This is a genomic window from Streptomyces sp. BV286, from assembly GCF_019090165.1.
Lineage (GTDB): Bacteria > Actinomycetota > Actinomycetes > Streptomycetales > Streptomycetaceae > Streptomyces.
Map to the genome: position 1 here is coordinate 39,180 of NZ_JAHRIB010000114.1, position 18,883 is coordinate 58,062.

At 72.3% G+C, this 18,883-nt stretch carries 16 protein-coding genes and 1 riboswitch; of the genes, 7 read left to right on the forward strand and 9 right to left on the reverse strand.

Annotation, left to right across the window (positions count from 1 at the left end; translation table 11 throughout):
* Nucleotides 1-135 precede the first annotated feature (135 nt).
* A riboswitch (SAM riboswitch) is annotated at nt 136-252 on the forward strand.
* 182 nt (nt 253-434) lie between these two features.
* A complete protein-coding gene (locus KUF83_RS16075; RefSeq protein ID WP_217455370.1) occupies nt 435-1,832 on the forward strand; it encodes an aminotransferase class V-fold PLP-dependent enzyme in 1,398 nt (465 codons plus the stop codon).
* Here the strand turns inward: KUF83_RS16075 and KUF83_RS16080 are convergent.
* The 7 genes from KUF83_RS16080 to KUF83_RS16110 form a co-directional block, all read right to left on the reverse strand.
* Nucleotides 1,775-3,043 (reverse strand): glycerate kinase, encoded by a 1,269-nt coding sequence (locus KUF83_RS16080; RefSeq protein ID WP_217455371.1) that lies wholly within the window; start codon nt 3,041-3,043, stop codon nt 1,775-1,777. The genes KUF83_RS16075 and KUF83_RS16080 overlap by 58 nt on opposite strands.
* Nucleotides 3,044-3,140: 97 nt before the next feature.
* Complete coding sequence (locus KUF83_RS16085; protein ID WP_254643932.1) at nt 3,141-4,553, reverse strand: SLC13 family permease; 1,413 nt, start codon at nt 4,551-4,553, stop codon at nt 3,141-3,143.
* A gap of 69 nt (nt 4,554-4,622) precedes the next feature.
* Nucleotides 4,623-5,285: a response regulator transcription factor gene (locus KUF83_RS16090; protein WP_217455373.1), complete on the reverse strand. Its 663-nt coding sequence runs from the start codon at nt 5,283-5,285 to the stop codon at nt 4,623-4,625.
* Nucleotides 5,282-6,745 carry a sensor histidine kinase gene (locus KUF83_RS16095; RefSeq protein ID WP_374106073.1) on the reverse strand — a complete coding sequence of 488 codons (1,464 nt, stop codon included), beginning with the start codon at nt 6,743-6,745 and terminating at the stop codon, nt 5,282-5,284. Before KUF83_RS16095 ends, KUF83_RS16090 begins: the two co-directional genes overlap by 4 nt.
* Nucleotides 6,746-6,785: 40 nt before the next feature.
* Nucleotides 6,786-7,052, reverse strand: coding sequence for a small secreted hydrophilic protein (locus KUF83_RS16100; RefSeq protein WP_217455375.1), 267 nt, complete (start codon nt 7,050-7,052; stop codon nt 6,786-6,788).
* A gap of 215 nt (nt 7,053-7,267) precedes the next feature.
* Nucleotides 7,268-7,549, reverse strand: coding sequence for an Lrp/AsnC family transcriptional regulator (locus KUF83_RS16105; protein ID WP_055615922.1), 282 nt, complete (start codon nt 7,547-7,549; stop codon nt 7,268-7,270).
* Nucleotides 7,546-8,286 (reverse strand): rhomboid family intramembrane serine protease, encoded by a 741-nt coding sequence (locus KUF83_RS16110; RefSeq protein WP_217455376.1) that lies wholly within the window; start codon nt 8,284-8,286, stop codon nt 7,546-7,548. Before KUF83_RS16110 ends, KUF83_RS16105 begins: the two co-directional genes overlap by 4 nt.
* 247 nt (nt 8,287-8,533) lie before the next feature.
* Between KUF83_RS16110 and KUF83_RS16115 the strand changes: the two genes are divergently transcribed.
* The 5 genes from KUF83_RS16115 to KUF83_RS16135 all read left to right on the forward strand — a co-directional run bounded on the left by KUF83_RS16115 (nt 8,534) and on the right by KUF83_RS16135 (nt 14,132).
* Nucleotides 8,534-8,773, forward strand: coding sequence for a hypothetical protein (locus tag KUF83_RS16115; protein ID WP_217455377.1), 240 nt, complete (start codon nt 8,534-8,536; stop codon nt 8,771-8,773).
* Nucleotides 8,774-8,808: 35 nt separating this feature from the next.
* Nucleotides 8,809-10,158: an NYN domain-containing protein gene (locus KUF83_RS16120; RefSeq protein WP_217455378.1), complete on the forward strand. Its 1,350-nt coding sequence runs from the start codon at nt 8,809-8,811 to the stop codon at nt 10,156-10,158.
* A gap of 354 nt (nt 10,159-10,512) precedes the next feature.
* Nucleotides 10,513-11,544, forward strand: a complete 1,032-nt coding sequence (locus KUF83_RS16125; RefSeq protein WP_217455379.1) for a C40 family peptidase — start codon at nt 10,513-10,515, stop codon at nt 11,542-11,544.
* Nucleotides 11,545-11,874: 330 nt separating this feature from the next.
* Nucleotides 11,875-12,885, forward strand: coding sequence for an NlpC/P60 family protein (locus tag KUF83_RS16130; RefSeq protein WP_217455380.1), 1,011 nt, complete (start codon nt 11,875-11,877; stop codon nt 12,883-12,885).
* Between the two features lie 32 nt (nt 12,886-12,917).
* Entirely contained in the window at nt 12,918-14,132 is a 1,215-nt protein-coding gene (locus KUF83_RS16135; RefSeq protein ID WP_217455381.1) for a hypothetical protein, read from the forward strand.
* 23 nt (nt 14,133-14,155) lie between these two features.
* Here the strand turns inward: KUF83_RS16135 and KUF83_RS16140 are convergent, their stop codons facing one another.
* Entirely contained in the window at nt 14,156-15,391 is a 1,236-nt protein-coding gene (locus KUF83_RS16140) for a glycosyltransferase 87 family protein (protein WP_217455382.1), read from the reverse strand.
* Nucleotides 15,392-15,512: 121 nt separating this feature from the next.
* On the opposite strand from KUF83_RS16140, the gene KUF83_RS16145 reads away from it, so the two are divergent.
* The gene (locus KUF83_RS16145; RefSeq protein ID WP_217455383.1) at nt 15,513-16,655 is read left to right on the forward strand and encodes a glycosyltransferase family 4 protein; all 1,143 of its coding nucleotides are present in this window, start codon (nt 15,513-15,515) and stop codon (nt 16,653-16,655) included.
* A gap of 197 nt (nt 16,656-16,852) precedes the next feature.
* Here the strand turns inward: KUF83_RS16145 and KUF83_RS16150 are convergent, their stop codons facing one another.
* A complete protein-coding gene (locus tag KUF83_RS16150) occupies nt 16,853-18,649 on the reverse strand; it encodes a long-chain fatty acid--CoA ligase (RefSeq protein ID WP_217455384.1) in 1,797 nt (598 codons plus the stop codon).
* Between the last annotated feature and the right edge of the window lie 234 nt (nt 18,650-18,883).

An 18,883-nucleotide genomic window follows, 5' to 3' on the forward strand; every position in this document is an offset into this window, starting at 1 on the left:
CAGTTCCCCGCGCCCCCTGGACGACGACTGCCCCGCGCCCCTGAAGGGGCGCGGGGCAGTCGTCGTCCGAAGGTGCCGTCCCGGTATGCGGACAGCGGGGTTGCGCCCCGGTGATCGTGTGGCAAGATGCTGGCAGGTCATGAGTGACAGTCATGAGGCCCCGGCCGACTGTCCGGCAACCCTCCGTCCGTGGCGGGGTGCCCCGGGTGAAGACCAGGTCGTAGGCAGTGAGGTCTACGGCAAGCGCGGACCCCTCGCCGCTTCTGTGAGCGGAGACACCAGGGGTCCTGGTCGTTCGAGGGAGCCTTTCATGAGCAAGCGAATGCGATAGGGCGCCGAGCCCCACCTCCGCGTACCCCCTTCACCTTTCCTGTGCCGGGCCGGGCCGTGCCCGCCCGCACAGTGACTTCGCCTGCCTCTCACAGGAGTTCGCCATGTCTGTCTCCACCGTTGCCTCCGACCGGTCCGCCTGCTGTGACACCGACGCCGCCGGGCCCCTGCCCGTGCTGGGCCGGGACGTCACCGTTCCGCTCGTGACCGGCGGCGAGGTCACCTACGCGGCACTCGACTACGCGGCCAGCGCTCCCGCCCTCCAGCGGGTGTGGGACGACGTGGCCGCGTACGCCCCGTACTACGGCAGCGTGCACCGCGGGGCCGGGTACCTGTCCCAGCTGTCCACGGACCTCTTCGAGAACGCCCGCAGGACCGTCGCGGAGTTCCTCGACTGCCGGAGCGACGACGAGGTCGTCTTCACCCGGTCCACCACCGACTCGCTGAACCTCCTCGCCACCGCCCTTCCCGCCGACTGCCAGGTCTTCGTCTTCGAGACCGAGCACCACGCGTCACTGCTGCCGTGGCAGGACGCCCGGGTCACGTACCTCGACGCCCCGCGCACGCCCGGTGAGGCCGTCGCGACACTGGAGCGGGCGCTCGCCGGCCGTGACCCGTACGGACCGGCACTCGTGTGCGTCACGGGCGCCTCGAACGTCACCGGTGAGCTGTGGCCCGTACGGGAGCTGGCCGCCGCCGCCCATGCGCAGGGCGCCCGGATCGTCCTCGACGCGGCCCAGCTCGCCCCCCACCACCCGGTCTCCGTACAGGAGTTGGACGTGGACTGGGTCGCCTTCTCCGGTCACAAGCTGTACGCGCCGTTCGGCTCGGGTGTGCTCGCGGGACGCTTCGACTGGCTGCGTGAGGCCGACCCGTACCTCGCCGGCGGGGGTGCCTCGCGGAAGGTGTCGCGGCGCACCGACGGCGGCGTCGACGTGGAGTGGCACGAGAGCGCCGCCCGGCACGAGGCCGGCTCGCCCAACGTCATCGGCGCCTACTCCATCGCCTCCGCCTGCAAGGCACTCACCGAGGCAGGCTTCGACACGCTGGTCGCCCGCGAGCAGCACCTCGTCGACACCGTGCGCCGGGGCCTCGCCGAGGTGCCGCAGGTCCGCGTGCTCTCGCTCTTCGGGGACGACGCGCCGCGCGTCGGCGTCATCTCCTTCGTCGTCGACGGCTGGAACAGCTCGCACTTCGCCGCCGCGCTCTCCGCCGAGTACGGCATCGGCGTCCGTGACGGTCTCTTCTGCGCCCACCCCCTCGTCCGTACGCTCCTCGGCAGCGACCCGCAGACCCAGGGCGAGTGCGGTGCCCCCGAGGCGGCCCCCGGCGAGAAGTCCCTCAACGCCATCCGGGTCAGCTTCGGCGCGGGCACGCCCGACGAGCACGTGGAGCGGTTCCTGCGAGCCGTGAAGGAGCTCGTCACGGACGGCGCGCGCTGGAACTACCGTACGGAGGACGGCCGTTGCGTCCCGGACACCGGGGCGGACAACGGCGTCTGAAGCGGCCTGGACGGGGGCGCGGACAGGGGCGAGGGTGCCGCTTCCTGCGTCCGGGGCCGTGGGCCGGTGGGCAGCCGGGCACCCAGCACCACCATGCGCAGGGCCCGCTCCGTCGCGTCCGTGAGGAGTTCGCCAGCGCGCAGGAACGCCTCGGCCGGTGCCATCGGAGCGGGCAGGATCCCGCTGTACGCGTCCACGCCGGGCACCGTGTGCGCGCCCTCGCCGAGGGTGCCCGCCAGGGCGAGGACCGGACGCCCGTGGAGCTTGGCGCGGCGGGCCACCTCGGCGGGGACCTTGCCCCGCGGAGTCTGGTGGTCCAGGGCGCCCTCGGCGGTGAGGACCAGGTCGGCGCGGGCCAGCCGCGCGTCCAGGTCGAGGTGGTCGAGGAGCACCTCGAAGCGGGGGAGGAGGCGGGCGCCGAGAGCCGCCAGGCCCGCGCCCAGGCCGCCGGAGGCGCCCGTACCCGGCCCGCCGTACAGGTCGCCGGTGACCGGCAGGTCCCGGGTGAGGACGCGCGCCCAGTTCTCCAGTCCGGCCGCGAGCTGTTCGACCTGTGCGGGAGTCGCCCCCTTCTGCGGACCGAAGACACGGGCCACGCCCAGCTCACCGCAGAGCACGTTGTACGGGTTGCAGGCGACCAGCAGTTCCACGTCCGCGAGGCGGGGGTCGAGGCCCGTCGGGTCGATGCGCTGAAGGCGCACCAACTCGGCTCCGCCGTGCGGGAGTTCGAAGCCGTCCGCGTCGAGCAGTCTGGCGCCCAGCGCCTGGAGCGCGCCGGCGCCCCCGTCCGAGGTGCCCGAGTCGCCGCAGCCGACGAGCACGCGGTGCACGCCCGTGTCGAGGGCGGCGCGGATCAGCTCGCCCACGCCGTACGTGGTGGTGGCGCCCGGATCGCGCAGGCCGTGCGGGACGAGGGAGAGGCCGGCGACGGCCGCCATCTCCACGACGGCCGTGTCACCCCCGCCGAGCAGCGCGAAGTGGGTGCCCACGGGCTCGCCCAGGGGGCCGGTGGCGGGCAGGGCGACCAGCTGGCCCCCGGTGGCCGTGGCGAGGGCCCGGGCGGTGCCCTCGCCGCCGTCCACCAGCGGGATGAGATCGACCTCGGCGTCCGGGACGACACGGCGCACCCCGGCCGCGATGGCGTCGGCGGCGGCCTGGGCGGACAGGGACTCCTTGAAGCCGCTGGGGGCGACGGCGAAACGGGTCAGCATGGGCGGGCTCCTTCAGAGCTGCGGGACGTCCGGGTTCCGGGAACCGGGCCTTCCAGGACCCGGCGGTCGGAGGTACGGGGGATCGGGGCTTCAGGGGTCAGGGCTTCAGGACGGGCACGCCGAGCAGCGGCCACACGGCGAGGGCGAAGAGCAGGACGAGGGCGGCCGTCAGCGGGGCGAGGACCGCGGACAGGCGCAGCAGGTCGCGCGGGGTGTAGGTCGGCGTGCCGGGTATCTCCGCGAAGAGGGTGACCGGCTTGGCCGAGGCCGGCAGCGTGTGGCAGAAGCCCGCCGCCGCGGTGGACGCCAGCGCCGCCGCGACCGGGTTGACGCCCGCGCCCACGGCCGCCGCGACGACCAGCGGCACGAGCACGGACGAGCGGGCCGAGCGGGACTGCAGGACGAGGTGGGCCGCCGTGCTCACCGCGACGACGAGCGTGAGGAAGAGCCACGGCTCCACGTCGGCCGGCAGGCCGGACACCAGCCACTTCGCCGCCCCCGAGTCCGCGAGCGCGACCCCCATCGCCATCGTCGCGGCCATGAAGAGGAGCAGCGACCAGGGCACGGTCCTCAGGGCGTCCTTGAGGCCGACCGTCCCGAGGGCGGGCGAGGCCGCGACGACCGCGCCGATCAGCGCGACGACCGCCGGCGACACCTGGTGGAGCGGTTCGCTGCACCACAGCACGACCACGGTGGCGAGCAGCAGCGCACACCGCGACTCGGCCGGTGTCCAGGGGCCGGTGACCGGCCGCTCGCTGTGCCGCTGGATGTCATCGGCCGTGATCCGGACGGGAGTTCGGCGGTCCGAACGCCGGGTGGTCGTCCACAGCACCGCTTCGGCGGCCAGATGGGAGGACACCACCGCCAGCGGCAGGCCGAGCAGCAGCCACTGGGTGAAGTCGATGCGGTCGCCCGTGGTCTCCCACAGCACCGACACCGTGATCAGATGCGCTCCCGCACCGATCAGGGTCGCCACCGCCGACAGGAGGATCACGGTCGGGAAGAGCAGTGCCAGCATCACGACCAGTCGTTTCCGGTCGGCCAGTGCTTTGGCGAGCGCGAGGAACACCGGCAGTGCCAGCGCGGCCCGGCCGGAGGTGGCGGGCACCGCGAACGCCGTCACGACGAGCGCCGCGGTGGTCAGGTGCACCAACTGCCGCACACCGCGCGCCCCGCCGACCAGGAACGCCGCCGCCCGCCCGGCGAGCCCGGTCCGGGTCACCGCCGCCGCGAGCACGAAGGCGCAGATCAGCAGCCAGACCGTCGAGTCGCCGAGGGTGCCGAAGAGCGTGTCGCTGCTGATCACCCCGGTCACCGTGAGGGCGAGTCCCGCGCCCAGGGCGATGTACGTGTCGTCGATGGGCGTACCGATCCACGCGCAGGTCGCCAGCGTGAACACGGCGAGCGTCAGCCGGGCGTCGGCGCCTAGCCCGGGGAAGTTGCCGGGCACGGCCAGCAGGGCGCAGAGGCTCAGGGCCACGCACAGGGTGACGGTTCGGCGGAGGTTCAGGCTCACAGGTCCCAGAGTCCGGCCGGGCCGTGAGCCTCCAATGAGCCCCACATGAAGGAAGCTTCACGCTCACCCGGGGAGCCGGTACCCCATTCCCCGCACGGTCTCCACCCGCTCGGCCCCGAGCTTCTTGCGCAGCGCGCGCACGTACACGTCGACGATGTTGGACCCGGGATCGAAGTCGTACCCCCACACGTGCGACAGGATCTGCTCGCGCGACAGGACCTGACCGGGGTGCCGCAGGAACAGCTCCAGGAGCACGAACTCGCGGGCCGTCAGGTCGACGGTCCGTTCGCCCGCCCGAGCCCGCCGGGTGCGCAGGTCCAGCGTCAGGTCACCGCCGCGCAGCACGGTGACCTCGGGCGCCCCGGCCGCCGTCCGCAGCCGCAGGCGCACCCGGGCGAGGAGTTCCTCGAACCGGAACGGTTTGGTCATCCAGTCGTCGGCGCCGCCCTCCAGGCCGGCCACCGTGTCGCGTACGGAGTCCCGGGCGGTCAGCACGATCACCGGGACCGTGACACGGGCCTCGCGCAGTTCGCGCAGCACGGTGAAGCCGTCCCGACCCGGCAGCCCGATGTCGAGGATCACCAGGTCGAAACCGCCGGTCAGCGTGTACTCGTACGCCGAGTCGCCGTCCGCCACGACGGTCGTGGTGAAGCCGCCCGCGCGCAGGCCCTTCTCGACGAAGGAGGCGATGCGCTCCTCGTCCTCGACGATCAGGATGCGGTTCATGTGTGCCGTCCCGTCATGTGTTCCTCTTCCCGTGCGAGGTCGAGTACGAAGGTGGCCCCGCCGCCCTCGGTCCGCCGGAGCAGTACCCGGCCGCCGGGGTGCCCCTGCGCGATCGCCCGCACGATCGACAGGCCGAGGCCCGCGCCGCTGCCCCGGGTACCGCGCCGGGCGGTGCCGCGGCGGAAGCGTTCGAAGATGACCTCGGCGTCCTGCGGCTGCACACCGGGGCCCGAGTCGGACACGTACAGCTCCACGCGTGAGTCCAGGACCTGCGAGCCGATGCGGATCGACTGGCCGGGGACGGTGTGCTGCACGGCGTTCTGCGCGAGCTGCACCATGGCCTGGGTGACGCGCTGAGGGTCCAGCAGGGCCTCGCCCTCGGCGACCTCGGCCAGCTCCCAGTGGCGCTCGCCCAGGGTGCGGGCCTTGACGAAGACGTCGGCGGTGAGTTCGGCGAGCTGGACCGGCTCGGGGGTGACGAAGTCGGGCCGTTCGGTCCGGGCGAGCAGCAGCAGGTCCTCGACGATGCGGCTCATCCGGTCCAGCTCGTCGGTGACCAGGCGGATCGTCTCCTCCCGCTCGGCCGGATCGTCGCCCATCAGCTCCAGATGGCCGCGCACGATGGTGATCGGGGTGCGCAGTTCGTGGCCCGCGTCGTCGACGAACTCCCGCTGGGCGGCGAAGGCGCGCTCCAGCCGGTCCAGCATCGCGTTGAACGTCTCGGCCAGCGCGGCGATGTCGTCGTGGCCGCGGACCGGGATGCGCCGCGTGAGGTCCTGCTCCGTGAGCTGCGCGGCGGCGGTGCGCACCAGCCGTACGGGCTTGAGGATGCGGCCGGCCACCACCCAGGCGATCCCCGTCGTCAGCAGCAGCGCCACCCCGCAGATGGCGAGCAGGATGCGGAACACCTCGTTCGCGCGGGCCTGTTCGCGCCCCGGGTGGAAGGCGACGACGAACGCCGCCTCCGGCTCGCCGCCCGGCCGGGCGATCGCGACCTTGGCCCACCGGACGTCCCCGGCGGCGCGGTGCAGCGTACCGGTGGACGCGGTCGACGCGAAGATCTGCCGACGGGCCGCCGCATCCCGGTGCAGAGGCAGTTCCACGGGGATCTCGCGGTCCTGGACGAGCTTCGCCGGGTCGGCGCCCGAAGGGCCGGCGAGGAGCCCCATCAGCTCCTCGTCGGGGTCGGCGTACTGCCGTTCCAGGAAGACGCGCAGCAGCCGTCCGGGATCGCTGAAGGGCCGGCCGGTCGCGGGATCCACCCCCCGCTCCTCGAAGTGCGCGAACTCGCCGGTCTCCTGGGCGAGCAGGCCGCTGACGCGGGAGTCGACGTCCCGCAGGAGGATCGAGCGGGTGGTCGTGGCCACCGCGGCGAAGGCCACGGCCATCACGAGCAGCAGCCAGAGCAGGATGCGGACCCGGGCCGAGACCCGCCGACGCACGGACCCGGAACCGGGCATGGATGTGGGAGCGGACCCGGGCATGGATGTGGGAACGGGCTCAGCCGTCGTCCCCCGGGCCGTCGTCGTCATCGTCGTCATCACTCACCGGAGGCCGTGACACGACCTCGTCACTCGGGGTCGGAGTCGGGGTCGGAGCCGGTTCGGCGGAGGTGGGCGCCGCCGAGGGCGAACCGCTCTCCAGCTCGACCCTGGGCGGCACCTTCGGGGACTCCGGACTGTCGGTCAGGGCGTAGCTGGTGGCGGCGATCCCCAGCGGGATCACCACGACGGCGGCGAGGGCCGCCATACGGTGGGAGAAGACCATGGGCCGATGCTGCGGGGTCCGGGGGTGCGTCCGGATGAGCGCCGGATGAAGAACTCTTCATCCTGGGCTGCGGGGGCCGGTGGGCCCGAGGGCTCGACGCGGCGGCCACCCTGCCACGGCCGCTCCTCAGCTCCGCCGGTGAGCGGCCCCGGGGCGCGGGACCGCGCGATCGGTCACCACCGACCCGCAACCGGCATCCGGCCCCGCGATCCGGACTAGTTGTCGAGCCCGATGGCGAACGCGGCCTCGAGGTCGTGCTGCGAGTACGTCCGGAACGCCACATGGGTGTCCGTGCCCTCCACCCCCGGAATCTTGCTGATCATCCCGGGAATGACATCGGCCAGGTCGTCATGGGCCTTCACCCGGACCATGGCGATCAGGTCGTACGTGCCGGTCACGGAGAAGACCTCGCTGACGCTGTCGAGCGCGGCGATCGACTCGGCGATCTCGGGGATCCGGTCCACGCTGGTCTTGATGAGCACGATCGCGGTGATCACGGCTGGGTTTCTCCCTCGGTGGCCGGCGCTGGGGATTTCACTCTAGCCGGACGGCCGTACCGCACCCACGCGTAGAGGAAGCCGGCCGAGAAGCCCAGCAGGTGCGCCAGATAGGCGACGCCGGGACCCTGTGTCGCGCGCCCGGCGGCCAGCCACTGCAGGGACACCCAGAACGGGAGCACGACCCAGGCGGGAAACCGCAGCGGGAGGAAGAACAGGAAGGGAAAGAGACTGGTCACCCTGGCTTTGGGGAACAGGTAGAGGAAGGCGCCGAGGACCGCGGAGATCGCCCCGGACGCGCCGACGAGGGTCTGTGCCGAGTCGGCGTGGGCGGCCGCGTAGCCGAGCAGGGCGAGGTATCCGCAGCCCACGTAGAAGAGGGCGAACTGGACGTGGCCCATCCTCTCCTCGGCCATCGCCCCGAAGACATAGAGGAAGAGCATGTTCCCCAGAAGATGCAGCCAGCTGCCGTGCACGAAGAGCGCGGTGGCCGGGGTGACGGCGGCCCGTGGCGTCCCCTGGAACAGTTCGACGGGTACCACCCCCCACCGTTCGAAATAGGCCCGCTGTGCCGAGAGCAGCTCGTCGCCGGTGCCGTACGCGGGCCCGAGGCCCGAGGCCGGGCCGATCACGAAGACCAGGCAGCACGCGGCGATCAGTCCGTAGGTCACCGGAGCGGACTGCCCCCGGGCCGCTCCGGCCGTCCTGCCGACGGTCCTGCCCCAGTTGCCGATCATGGGCAGATCATGACGTAACGGAACCGACCGGCGCAGAGTGCCTCGCCGCTTCGCACCCCGCGGGGGTGCGGGGCCGCGACCCGGCGGCGGCCCGCCGCGCGTCCGTGACCGGTCGCGGACGGCCCGCGGTGTTCGGACCACCCCTCCAGCGGAGCGCTCGGTACGCGCCAGGCCGTAGGGTTACGAGCCACACGCTCCAGGACGGCTGGTGCGCCGCGGAGATCCAGGAAAGAGAGCGACTGCCACGATGACGGTTCCCCTCCCGACCACCGAGACCCGTTGGCGCTGCACGCTCTGCGGCAACCTGACGCGATTCGACGTGACCCGTTCGTCGAAGGTCGTCGAGTACGTGCATCTCGACCTGGCCGGGGAACCGAAGGTCGAGGAGCGCGACGTGGTCAGTGAGACCATCGAGTCCGTGCGCTGCCGCTGGTGCAACGCGGTGGATCAGGTGGAACTGGTGGACAGGCCGGGCGCCGGCTCCTGACGGGAGCGGGCCCCGCACGGACGATGGGGTGAAGGATGGTGGAGACCGCAGGCGAGGAGCCGGACGACGGCGACGCCGAGGTGCTCGATCGTCCGCTGCCCGACGGTGTGCGCCGCAAGGTCGTACAGATCGTCTCGGACGGCTTCGGCGGGCTGACCGTGGCCGAACTGCCCGCCCAGCTGAGGCAGTACGCCCGGTTCGCCCCCAATCGTCGCGCCAAGTTCGCGGGTACGGCGATGGCGGCGGCCATGGAGACGGACCCGCTCTTCAGACAGCGCATCGCCGAGAAACTCAGAGACGCGCAGCCGGAGCTGTCCGGCGCTCTCGTCTCAGGCTCTGCGCTCCCGGCCGCGGACCCGCTCGACGTGGCGGCCGCGGCCTATGTGCTGCGGCCCCCGGGCTGGGTCAAGCTGGTGACCGCCGCGGGCGAGGAGGCGCTGCGGGCTGACGCCGAGCGCGCCGACGAGGAGAGCCGCGCCGAGCTGGAGCGGCTGCGCGAGGAGCTTGCCGAGGCCCGTGGCCAGACCCGTACCGAGACGGAGCGGCTGCGCGCCGAGCTCGAAGCGGCGAAGAAGGAAGCCGAATCGCTTCACCGCAAACTGCGCGGGGCGCTCAGTGACGTCAAGCGCGGCGAGGCCGCCCTGCGCAAGCTGCGGGGCGAGATGGAGTCCGTACGCGGCGACGGCCAGGCCCAGGTGTCGGCCGCCGAGAGCGAGAGCCGGCGCCTGAAGTCGCGGCTCGGCGAGGCGGAGGCGGCCCTGGAGGCCGCCCGCCGCGCGGCCCGTGAAGGCCGCAGTGTCGAGGACATGCGCGTACGGCTGCTGCTGGACACCGTGCTCGACGCGACTCAGGGGCTGCGCCGCGAACTGGCCCTGCCGCCGGTGTCGGTGCGGCCCGCGGAGACGGTGGACGCGGTCGAGCCGGGACGGATGACGCCGAAGGACATCGCCGCCCGGGCGCTGTCCGAGAACGATCCCGCCATCCTCGACCAGCTGCTCGCGCTGCCGCAGGCGCACCTGGTCGTCGACGGCTACAACGTCACCAAGACCGGCTATCCGCAGATGCCGCTGGAGAAGCAGCGCCTGCGGCTCCTCGGCCAGCTCTCGCAGCTTGCCGCGCAGACCGGCGCCGAGGTCACCTGTGTCTTCGACGGGGCCGAGCTGGCCGCCCCGGTGCTGCTCGCGCCGCCGCGCGGGGTGCGGGTGCTGTTCTCCAAGCCCGGCATCACCGCGGACGAGTTGATCCGCCAGCTGGTGCGCGCGGAGCCCCCGGGCCGGCCCGTCATCGTCGTCTCCACCGACCGCGAGGTGGCCGACGGTGTGGCCAGTGCGGGCGCGCGTCCGGTGGCCTCCGTGGTGCTGCTCAAGCGCCTGTCGAGGGGTTGAGACCGGCCGTTCGCGGGCAGCCCCGCCGCTCCGGTCGTCCGCGGCCGCCTTTCTGTCCCGTACGTCACATACGTGCCGGACGCCCCAAGCGCAACGCATGGTCGTCTTGCCCGAATTGGCGAAACCTTCACGCAACGTAGTGTCAATCGCGCATTACTGCACGTGAGTTGAGTGCAAAGAATGCGGTCGGTGACCGAGATTTTTCCGAGGAGGATTTGAACTGATCACAGGGTGGTCACTAGGGTCAGGCCTCGAACCTCTACTCGGGTGATCACTCATTGGGAGTGACGGTGGAGGGACACCGCCAACCGGCGTCTTCGGTGGGCGGCTGAGGTAATGAAGGAGCTCGCCTCCGTGGCGTCCCACCGTCGACCGAAGCAGCCGAGCCGCACCCGCGTGACCGTGCTCACCACCGCCGCTGCCGCAGCCGTTGCCCTCAGCTCGCAGGCGGCCAACGCCGCGCCCAGCGAGAAGCCGAGCAAGGACGAGGTCAAGGCCAAGGTCGACAAGCTCTACGAAGAGGTCGAGCGGGCCACCGACAAGGCCAACGGGGCTGAGGAGAAGCAGGAGAAGCTCGAGAAGGAGATCGACACTCTCCAGGACCAGGTCGCACGCGGCCAGGACGATCTCAACTCCATGCGCGACGGCCTCGGTCTGATGGCCAGCTCCCAGTACCGGACGGGCGCCATCGACCCCTCCGTCCAGCTCTTCCTCTCCTCGGACCCGGACGACTACCTCGACAAGGCGTCCGCCATGGACCAGCTGAGCTCTCAGCAGGTCGAGGCGCTGAAGAAGGTCCAGGACAAGCAGCGGGTTCTCGCCCAGCAGCGCCAGGAGGCCTCCGGCAAGCTCAAGGAGCTCGCCGACACCCGCAAGACCCTGGACCAGAAGAAGAAGGAGGTCCAGGGCAAGCTCACCGACGCGCGCAAGCTGCTCAACACCCTGACCGCCAAGGAGCGTGCGGCCATGACGGCCGCCGACCAGCGCGCCAGCCGCTCCGCAGGTGACCGCATCGAGCTCGGCAACGAGGTCCCCGCCTCCGAGCGCGGTGCCGCCGCCCTCGCCGCGGCGAAGACCCAGATGGGCAAGCCGTACGTCTCCGGTGGCAGCGGCCCCAACTCGTACGACTGCTCCGGGCTGACCCAGTGGGCGTACAGCCAGGCCGGTGTGGCGATAACCCGGACCACGTACACGCAGCAGAACGACGGCGTGAAGATCGGCCGCGACCAGCTCAAGCCCGGCGACCTCGTCTTCTTCAACAGCCTCGGACACGTCGGCCTGTACGCCGGAAACGGTGTGATCGTGCACGCCCCGAAGCCGGGCGCCGTCGTCCGCCTCGAGTCGATGAGCACGATCGGCACCTTCCAGTTCGGCGTCCGCGTCTGATCCCGGGCCCTCGTCCGGCAGACTGATCGCCGGGTTCCACGGCTCGTCCGACCGCCGGGGTACGACGGCCCGTTCGGCCGCCCCGGTCCGACGGGCCCTCCGGCCCCGAACCTCGCCCGCCCCTCCCCGGAGTTGACCGCCGCGCCGCCCGAACGGGCGAATTACCGTGCCTCCCGCTGACTCCACGCCCCGCTGATGACCTGCGTCTGAGGCGGGGTGTCGCGTTGTGTACCCGTATGGGTCTTTGGCCGTCGCGTAGTCGCACGGCTACTGTCTGGCGCGTTTCCCCCAACTCCGGGGGTTCGTCAGCGGAAGGGAGAGCGGCTTCCTGTGGGGTCCCATCGCCGCCCAGCACCGTCCGGCTTCGACCGGGGCGCCAGAGGCGCCACCCTCTGCGTACTGACCGCCGCGGCCGCGGCCCTCGGCGTCCTGCCGGCCGGCGCCGCGCCTCAGGACGACAGCCGCGCCGAGGTGGACCGGCTGTACGAGGAGGCCGAGCAGGCCACCGAGTCGTACAACAAGGCCGACGAACGCGCCGACACCCTGCGCGACCAGGTGGACAGGTCGCAGGACCGGATCGCCGGACAGCAGGACCGCATCAACACCATGCGGGACGCGCTCGGTTCGCTCGCCGGGGCCCAGTACCGCTCCGGCGGCCTCGACCCGTCGCTGGCGCTGATGTTCTCGGACGACCCCGAGGAGTACCTCGACAAGGCGGCCGCGCTGGACCGGATCAGCGCCCGCCAGGCCGGGGAACTCAGGGAACTCCAGGGCGCCATGCGCGACCTCGCCCAGGAACGCGAGGAGGCGACCCGCAAGCTCTCCGAGCTCGACAGGAGCCGCAAGGCCGTCGCCCGGCACAAGCGCACCGTCGAGCAGAAGCTGTCCAAGGCGCGGCGGCTGCTCAACGCGATGCCGGAGGGCGACCGCGCCGCCTTCGACCGGGCCTCCCGCTCCGGCCGGACCCCCGACCTCACCGGCGCCGTCCCGTCCTCCGGGCGCGCGGCCGCCGCCGTCGCCGCGGCCCGCTCCGCCCTCGGCCGCCCGTACGTCTGGGGTGCCAACGGGCCCACGGGCTTCGACTGTTCGGGCCTCACGCAGTGGTCGTACGCGCAGGCCGGTGTGGGTCTGCCGCGGACCTCGCAGGCCCAGGCGCACGCCGGACGGCCGGTGCCGCTCTCCCAGGCGCAGCCCGGAGACATCGTCACCTACCGGGGCGACGCCAGCCACGTGGGGATGTACGTGGGCAACGGCCAGGTGATCCACGCGCCCTACCCCGGTGCCCCCGTGCGCTACGACCCGGTGGGCATGATGCCCGTCAACACGGTGACGCGCCCCTGACCCGTCGGGCCCGGCGCCGTACGATCGGGGCCGTGGCTGGTCGTGGGCGTGCGCCGAGGTGGGTCGTCGGGCTGCTGCTGACCACTCTGGTGGGCTGCGGCGGCCCCTCCGGGACCGACGGTTCGTCCGCCGACGTCCAGCGGGTGCTCGACCGGCGGGCCGCGGCGGTGCGTGCGGGCAGCGAGAGGGACTTCGTGGCGACGGGCGCGCCGGACTCCGTCGACGCCGGTGAACGCAGCGCCGCCCGCGCCGAGTTCAGGAACCTGCGGGCCGTTCCGCTGACCGACTGGTCGTACCGCGTGACCGGCTTCCGCCGCTCCGGCGACCGTGCCACGGCGGACGCGGAGCTCCGCTACCGCATGGACGGCTACGACAGGGCGCCCGTCGTCACCGCCCGCACACTGACCCTGGCCCGCGCCGACGGGCGCTGGTACGTGACCGCCGACAAGCCCGCCGCCGACGCCGGCCGGCAGCTGTGGGAGCAGGGCCCCGTGCTGGCCGTACGCGGCGAGCACAGCCTCGTCCTCGGGGTCGGGCAGCCCCGGGGCGCCCTGCGCGGTTACGCGAGGCTCGCCGACCGTGCGGTGCCCGCGGTGCGCGAGGCGTGGAGCGCGGACTGGCCGGGGCAGGTCGTCGTCCTCGTACCGGCGTCGCTGGAGGGGATGGGGGAACTGCTGGGGGCGCCCGCGTCCGGGTACCGGGGGATCGCCGCGGTCACCACGGGGGAGACGGGCGGCTCCGGGAAGACACCCGCCGACCGGATCATCGTGAACCCCGACGCGTACGGAGTGCTGGGTTCCTTCGGCCGGCAGGTCGTCCTCACGCACGAGACGACCCATGTCGCGACCCGTGCCTCGACCTCGGCGGCGACCCCGCTGTGGCTGTCGGAGGGGTACGCGGACTGGGTCGGCTACCGGGGCACCGGCCGCACCGCGGGGCAGGTCGCGCCGGAGCTGGCGCGTGCGGTGACCGAGGGGCGGGTACCGGCCGCTCTGCCGGGCGACAAGGACTTCGGCTTCGGCGGGGACGCGGGGAAGCTGGCGCGGGCCTACGAGAGCGGCTGGCTGGCCTGCCGGCTGATCGCCGAACGGTGGGGCGAGGTGCGGCTGGGGGAGTTCTACCGGGCCGTGGGGGCCCACGACAAGCGGGCGGGCGCGGTGGAGGCGGGGCTCCGGGAGGTCCTGGGGACGACGCCGGAGGAGTTCACGCGGATGTGGCGGGAGTACCTGCGCGACCGGCTCGGGTGACCTGCGCGGCCGGGCCCCTGCCCTCAGGGGGTCAGGGACTCCTTGCTGGCGGGCGTCGGCCGGCCGGCCGCGGGAGCCGCGTCCGCGTACGACACGGTGTCGCGCCACAGGAGCGTGCCCGCGGTGACGGTCGCGGCGACCAGCAGGCCGTTGCGGATCACGAGCAGGGTGATCCCGAGGCCGTTGCTGGCGACGACGTCCGCGAAGTAGACGGGGAACTCCAGGACGGTGACGAAGCTCGCCACCACGACCATCCCCGCCGGCAGGCCCATCCGGCTGCCGCGGAAGACCAGGCACACGGCGGCCAGGCCCACCAGCCACACCATGTACTGCGGGCTGATGACCCGGCTCGTCGTGGTGAACAGGAGCACCGCCACGAACGCGGCGTCCGCGACCGTGTGCACCAGGAACCGCGTCGCGCACAGCCGCCACAGGAGCAGCCAGCCGAACGCGAGCCCGGTCAGCATCAGGGCCACCGTGCTCACCACGTCGACGTACGGGCCGAGGAACTCCACCGAGCCGTAGTTGAGCAGGACCTGGCCCTCCCAGCCGTGGTGCCGGGCGATGTGGAAGACGAGCGAGCCGAGGGACTCGACCTCGGTCCCGCGGTCGCGCTGGAACGTCAGGAACGCGAACGCGCCCGGCATCGACACGGCGAACAGCAGCGCGATCCCGACGGCCGTCCCGGCCGCCCAGCCCCAGGCCCTGCGCCCGGTCGTGCCCACGAGCAGCAGCAGCGGCCACACCTTCAGCAGCGCGCCGAACGCGGCCAGCGCGCCCATGAGCTTCGGGTTCCGGACGCCCGCGAGGACCGCGGCCACGACGACGGCGGTCACCATCACGTCGTACCGCGAGTACACCGTCGGACCGAGCAGGGGCACGCCCACGACCCACACCCAGGCACCGCGCCGGGACCTGCCCGGGCTCCGGGCCGCGTACAGGAGCAGTCCGAGGGCGACCAGGTCGGCGGCGAAGGCGAGGACGAAGAACGCCTCGGTGTAGGCGAGGAACGGCAGCAGCGAGGGGGAGAGGATCGCGAGCGCGGCCGCCGGCGGGTACTGCCAGGTCACGTCGTCCAGCGGGAACGTGCCGGTGCGCAGGACCTCGTACCAGCCCTGGTAGGTGACCGCGACGTCACTGGTGACGTCCGGGCCGGGGAAGACGAACACCTTGAAGACGAAGAGCAGCAGCGCCAGCCTCGTCAGACCCCAGGTCACCAGCAGTACGTACGGGAACCTCGTCCCCCCGGTTCCCGCCATGCGCACCTGCCCTTTTCCGTACGGATCCTGTGCGGGCCATGATGGACCGCGCCGCTGTGCGAGAGCCGTGAAGCACGGCCGCGCTCAGTCGCGGGGTGCGGGTTCGGTACTGTCGACGGCGATGCACAAGACCTTGATCGTGACCAACGACTTTCCGCCGAGACCGGGCGGCATCCAGGCCTTCCTGCACAACATGGCGTTGCGCCTGGACCCCGAGCGGCTCGTCGTCTACGCCTCCACCTGGAAGCGGGGCCGGGAGGGAGCCGAGGCCACAGCCGCCTTCGACGCCGAACAGCCCTTCGTCATCGTACGCGACCGAACAACCATGCTGTTGCCGACGCCGGGGGTCTCCCGGCGGGCCGTCGGGCTGCTGCGGGAGCACGGCTGTACCTCGGTGTGGTTCGGCGCGGCGGCGCCGCTCGGACTGCTCGCACCGGCGCTGCGGAAGGCGGGCGCGGAGCGCCTCGTGGCCACCACGCACGGGCACGAGGCGGGGTGGGCGCAACTGCCCGCCGCACGGCAACTCCTGCGCAGGATCGGCGAGTCGACGGACACGATCACGTATCTCGGTGAGTACACCCGCTCGCGCATCGCCACCGCGCTGACGCCCGGAGCGGCCGCCCGGATGGTGCAACTGCCCCCGGGCGTCGACGAGAAGACCTTCCATCCCGGCTCGGGCGGGGCCGCCGTCCGGGCCCGCCTCGGGCTGACGGACCGCCCGGTCGTGGTCTGCGTGTCCCGTCTCGTCCCGCGCAAGGGCCAGGACACGCTCATCCTCGCCATGCCGCGCATCCTGGCGAGCGAGCCCGAGGCGGTGCTGCTGATCGTCGGCGGCGGACCGTACGCGAAGGACCTGCGCAGGCTCGCGCACGAGACGGGTGTCGCCGACTCCGTCCGCTTCACCGGCGCGGTGCCCTGGTCGGAGCTGCCGGCCCACTACGGCGCGGGCGACGTCTTCGCCATGCCGTGCCGTACGCGCCGAGGAGGGCTCGACGTCGAAGGGCTCGGCATCGTCTACCTGGAGGCCTCCGCGACGGGGCTTCCCGTCGTCGCCGGTGACTCGGGGGGCGCGCCGGACGCCGTGCTCGACGGCGAGACCGGCTGGGTCGTACGGGGCGGCTCCGCCGGGGACACGGCCGATCGCGTCGTCGCGCTCCTCGGCGACGCGGAGCTGCGCCGCCGCATGGGGGAGCGGGGCCGGGAGTGGGTCGAGGAGAAGTGGCGCTGGGACCTCCTGGCGGAGGGTCTCAAGGAGCTGCTGTAGCGCCGGTGGGGGCCGGCTCCCCGCGCGCTGAAGGGCGCAGCCCTTTCAGGGGCGCGGGGAACTGCGCGAGCAACCACGATGGCGGGACAGCCGCATTCGGGACAGCCGCATGCGAAGGGGCGCGGGGAACGGCGCGACAAGCCACCGCGGCGGGCAAGCCGCACACGCACCCCCCGCCCCACGGCGAGTGGGCGCCCTCAACCCCGATAGATCGCTTCGATCTCGTCCGCGTAGTCCTTCGCCACCACATTGCGCTTGAGCTTCAGCGACGGCGTGAGATGGCCGGAGTCCTCGGTGAACTGGTGGGACAGCACACGGAACTTCCGCACCGACTCCGCCTTCGACACCGCGGCGTTGCCGTCGTCGACAGCGCTCTGGATCGCGGCGAGCAGATCCGCGTCCTGACCCAGCGACGCCGCGGTCGAGCCCGCGGGCTTGCCGTGCTCGTCGGCCCAGCGGCCCAGGAACTCCTCGTCGATGGTCACCAGCGCGCCCACGAACGGGCGCCCGTCGCCCACCACCATGCACTCGGCGACCAGCGCGTGCGCGCGGATGCGGTCCTCGATCACGGCGGGCGCGACGTTCTTGCCGCCCGCGGTGACGATGATCTCCTTCTTGCGGCCGGTGATGCGGAGGTAGCCGTCCTCGTCGAGGGTGCCGATGTCACCGGTGTGGAACCAGCCGTCGGCGAGCGCCTCCTCGGTCGCGCCCTCGTTGTTCCAGTACCCCTTGAACAGGTGCTCGCCGTGCAGCAGCACCTCGCCGTCGTCCGCGATGCGGATCACCGAACCCGGCAGCGGCTGGCCGACCGTGCCGATCTTCTGGCGGTCCCACGGGTTGAAGGCGGTGGCCGCGCAGGACTCGGTGAGGCCGTAGCCCTCCAGGACCGTGAAGCCGATGCCGCGGAAGAAGTGCCCGAGGCGCTCGCCCAGCGGAGCGCCGCCCGAGATGGCGTACTCGCCCTTGCCGCCGAGCACCGCGCGCAGCTTGCTGTAGACGAGCTTGTCGAACGTCTTGTGTTTGATCTTCAGGCCGATGGAGGGGCCCGCCGGGGTGTCCAGGGCGCGGCTGTACGCGATCGCCGTGTCGGCCGCCTTGTCGAAGATCTTGCCCTTGCCGTCGGCCTGCGCCTTGGCCCGCGCCGAGTTGTAGACCTTCTCGAAGACGCGCGGCACACCGAGGATCAACGTCGGCCGGAAGGAGGCCAGTTCGTCCGTGAGGTTCTTGATGTCCGGGACGGTGCCCAGCTTGATCGGCGCCATCATCGGCGCGACCTGCACGAGCCGCCCGAAGACGTGCGCGAGCGGAAGGAAGAGGAGGACCGAGCACTCGCCGGTCCGGAAGAGGGGCCGCAGCCGCTCCACGATGTTGCCGCACTCCGCGAAGAAGCTGCGGTGGGTCAGCACGCAGCCCTTGGGGCGCCCGGTCGTACCGCTCGTGTAGACGATGGTCGCGGGGTCGTCGGCCTTGGCGAGCGAGCTGCGCTCCTCGACCGCGGCGTCCGTCACGTCCTTGCCGGCCCGGCCGAGTTCCTCGACACCGCCGCGGTCGATCTGCCACACGTGCTTCAGGTGCGGCAGCCGGTCACGCACCGACTCCACGGAGGCCGCGTGCGCGTCCAGCTCCACGACGATCCCGGTGGCTCCCGAGTCGCCGAGGATCCACTGCACCTGCTCCGGCGAGCTGGTCTCGTACACCGGCACGGTGACCGCGCCGGCGCTCCAGATCGCGAAGTCCAGCAGCGTCCACTCGTACCGCGTGCGGGACATCAGGCCGACCCGGTCGCCCGGCTCGATGCCCGAGGCGATCAGGCCCTTGGCGGCGGCCTGCACCTCCGCGAGGAAGACCGTGGCCGTGACATCCGTCCAGCTGCCACCCACCTTGCGGGCGATGACCGCGACATCAGGATGCTGCGCGGCGTTTCTGCGGACGATGTCGGTCAGATTGCCGTCCGCAGGGACCTCGTACAAAGCCGGAAGGCTGAACTCGCGCAAGACTGCTGCTCCTCATAGGGCGCCGACGCCACGACTTCGTGTGATGCGACGGAGTGGTCCAAGGCTCGGGCAGGTGCTCCGGGAGTCGGTTGTTGAAACCCTGAGCACGACTGGACTGCCCGGACGTTACCCGCCGGTACTGCCTCTAGGACAGGGGGGTCCATGAGATGTTCCCCGCGTCACACGTGTTGGCGTTCCTCCGCGCACAGTAGTCCAACGCGTTACTGACCGGGT

Bases quoted from the DNA above. Each gene is read 5' to 3' on its own strand.
- KUF83_RS16075 (WP_217455370.1), top strand. From the start codon at position 435: ATGTCTGTCTCCACCGTTGCCTCCGACCGGTCCGCCTGCTGTGACACC.
- KUF83_RS16080 (WP_217455371.1), bottom strand. From the start codon at position 3,043: ATGCTGACCCGTTTCGCCGTCGCCCCCAGCGGCTTCAAGGAGTCCCTG.
- KUF83_RS16090 (WP_217455373.1), bottom strand. From the start codon at position 5,285: ATGAACCGCATCCTGATCGTCGAGGACGAGGAGCGCATCGCCTCCTTC.
- KUF83_RS16095 (WP_374106073.1), bottom strand. From the start codon at position 6,745: ATGCCCGGTTCCGGGTCCGTGCGTCGGCGGGTCTCGGCCCGGGTCCGC.
- KUF83_RS16100 (WP_217455375.1), bottom strand. From the start codon at position 7,052: ATGGTCTTCTCCCACCGTATGGCGGCCCTCGCCGCCGTCGTGGTGATC.
- KUF83_RS16110 (WP_217455376.1), bottom strand. From the start codon at position 8,286: ATGATCGGCAACTGGGGCAGGACCGTCGGCAGGACGGCCGGAGCGGCC.
- KUF83_RS16115 (WP_217455377.1), top strand. From the start codon at position 8,534: ATGACGGTTCCCCTCCCGACCACCGAGACCCGTTGGCGCTGCACGCTC.
- KUF83_RS16120 (WP_217455378.1), top strand. From the start codon at position 8,809: ATGGTGGAGACCGCAGGCGAGGAGCCGGACGACGGCGACGCCGAGGTG.
- KUF83_RS16140 (WP_217455382.1), bottom strand. From the start codon at position 15,391: ATGGCGGGAACCGGGGGGACGAGGTTCCCGTACGTACTGCTGGTGACC.
- KUF83_RS16145 (WP_217455383.1), top strand. From the start codon at position 15,513: ATGCACAAGACCTTGATCGTGACCAACGACTTTCCGCCGAGACCGGGC.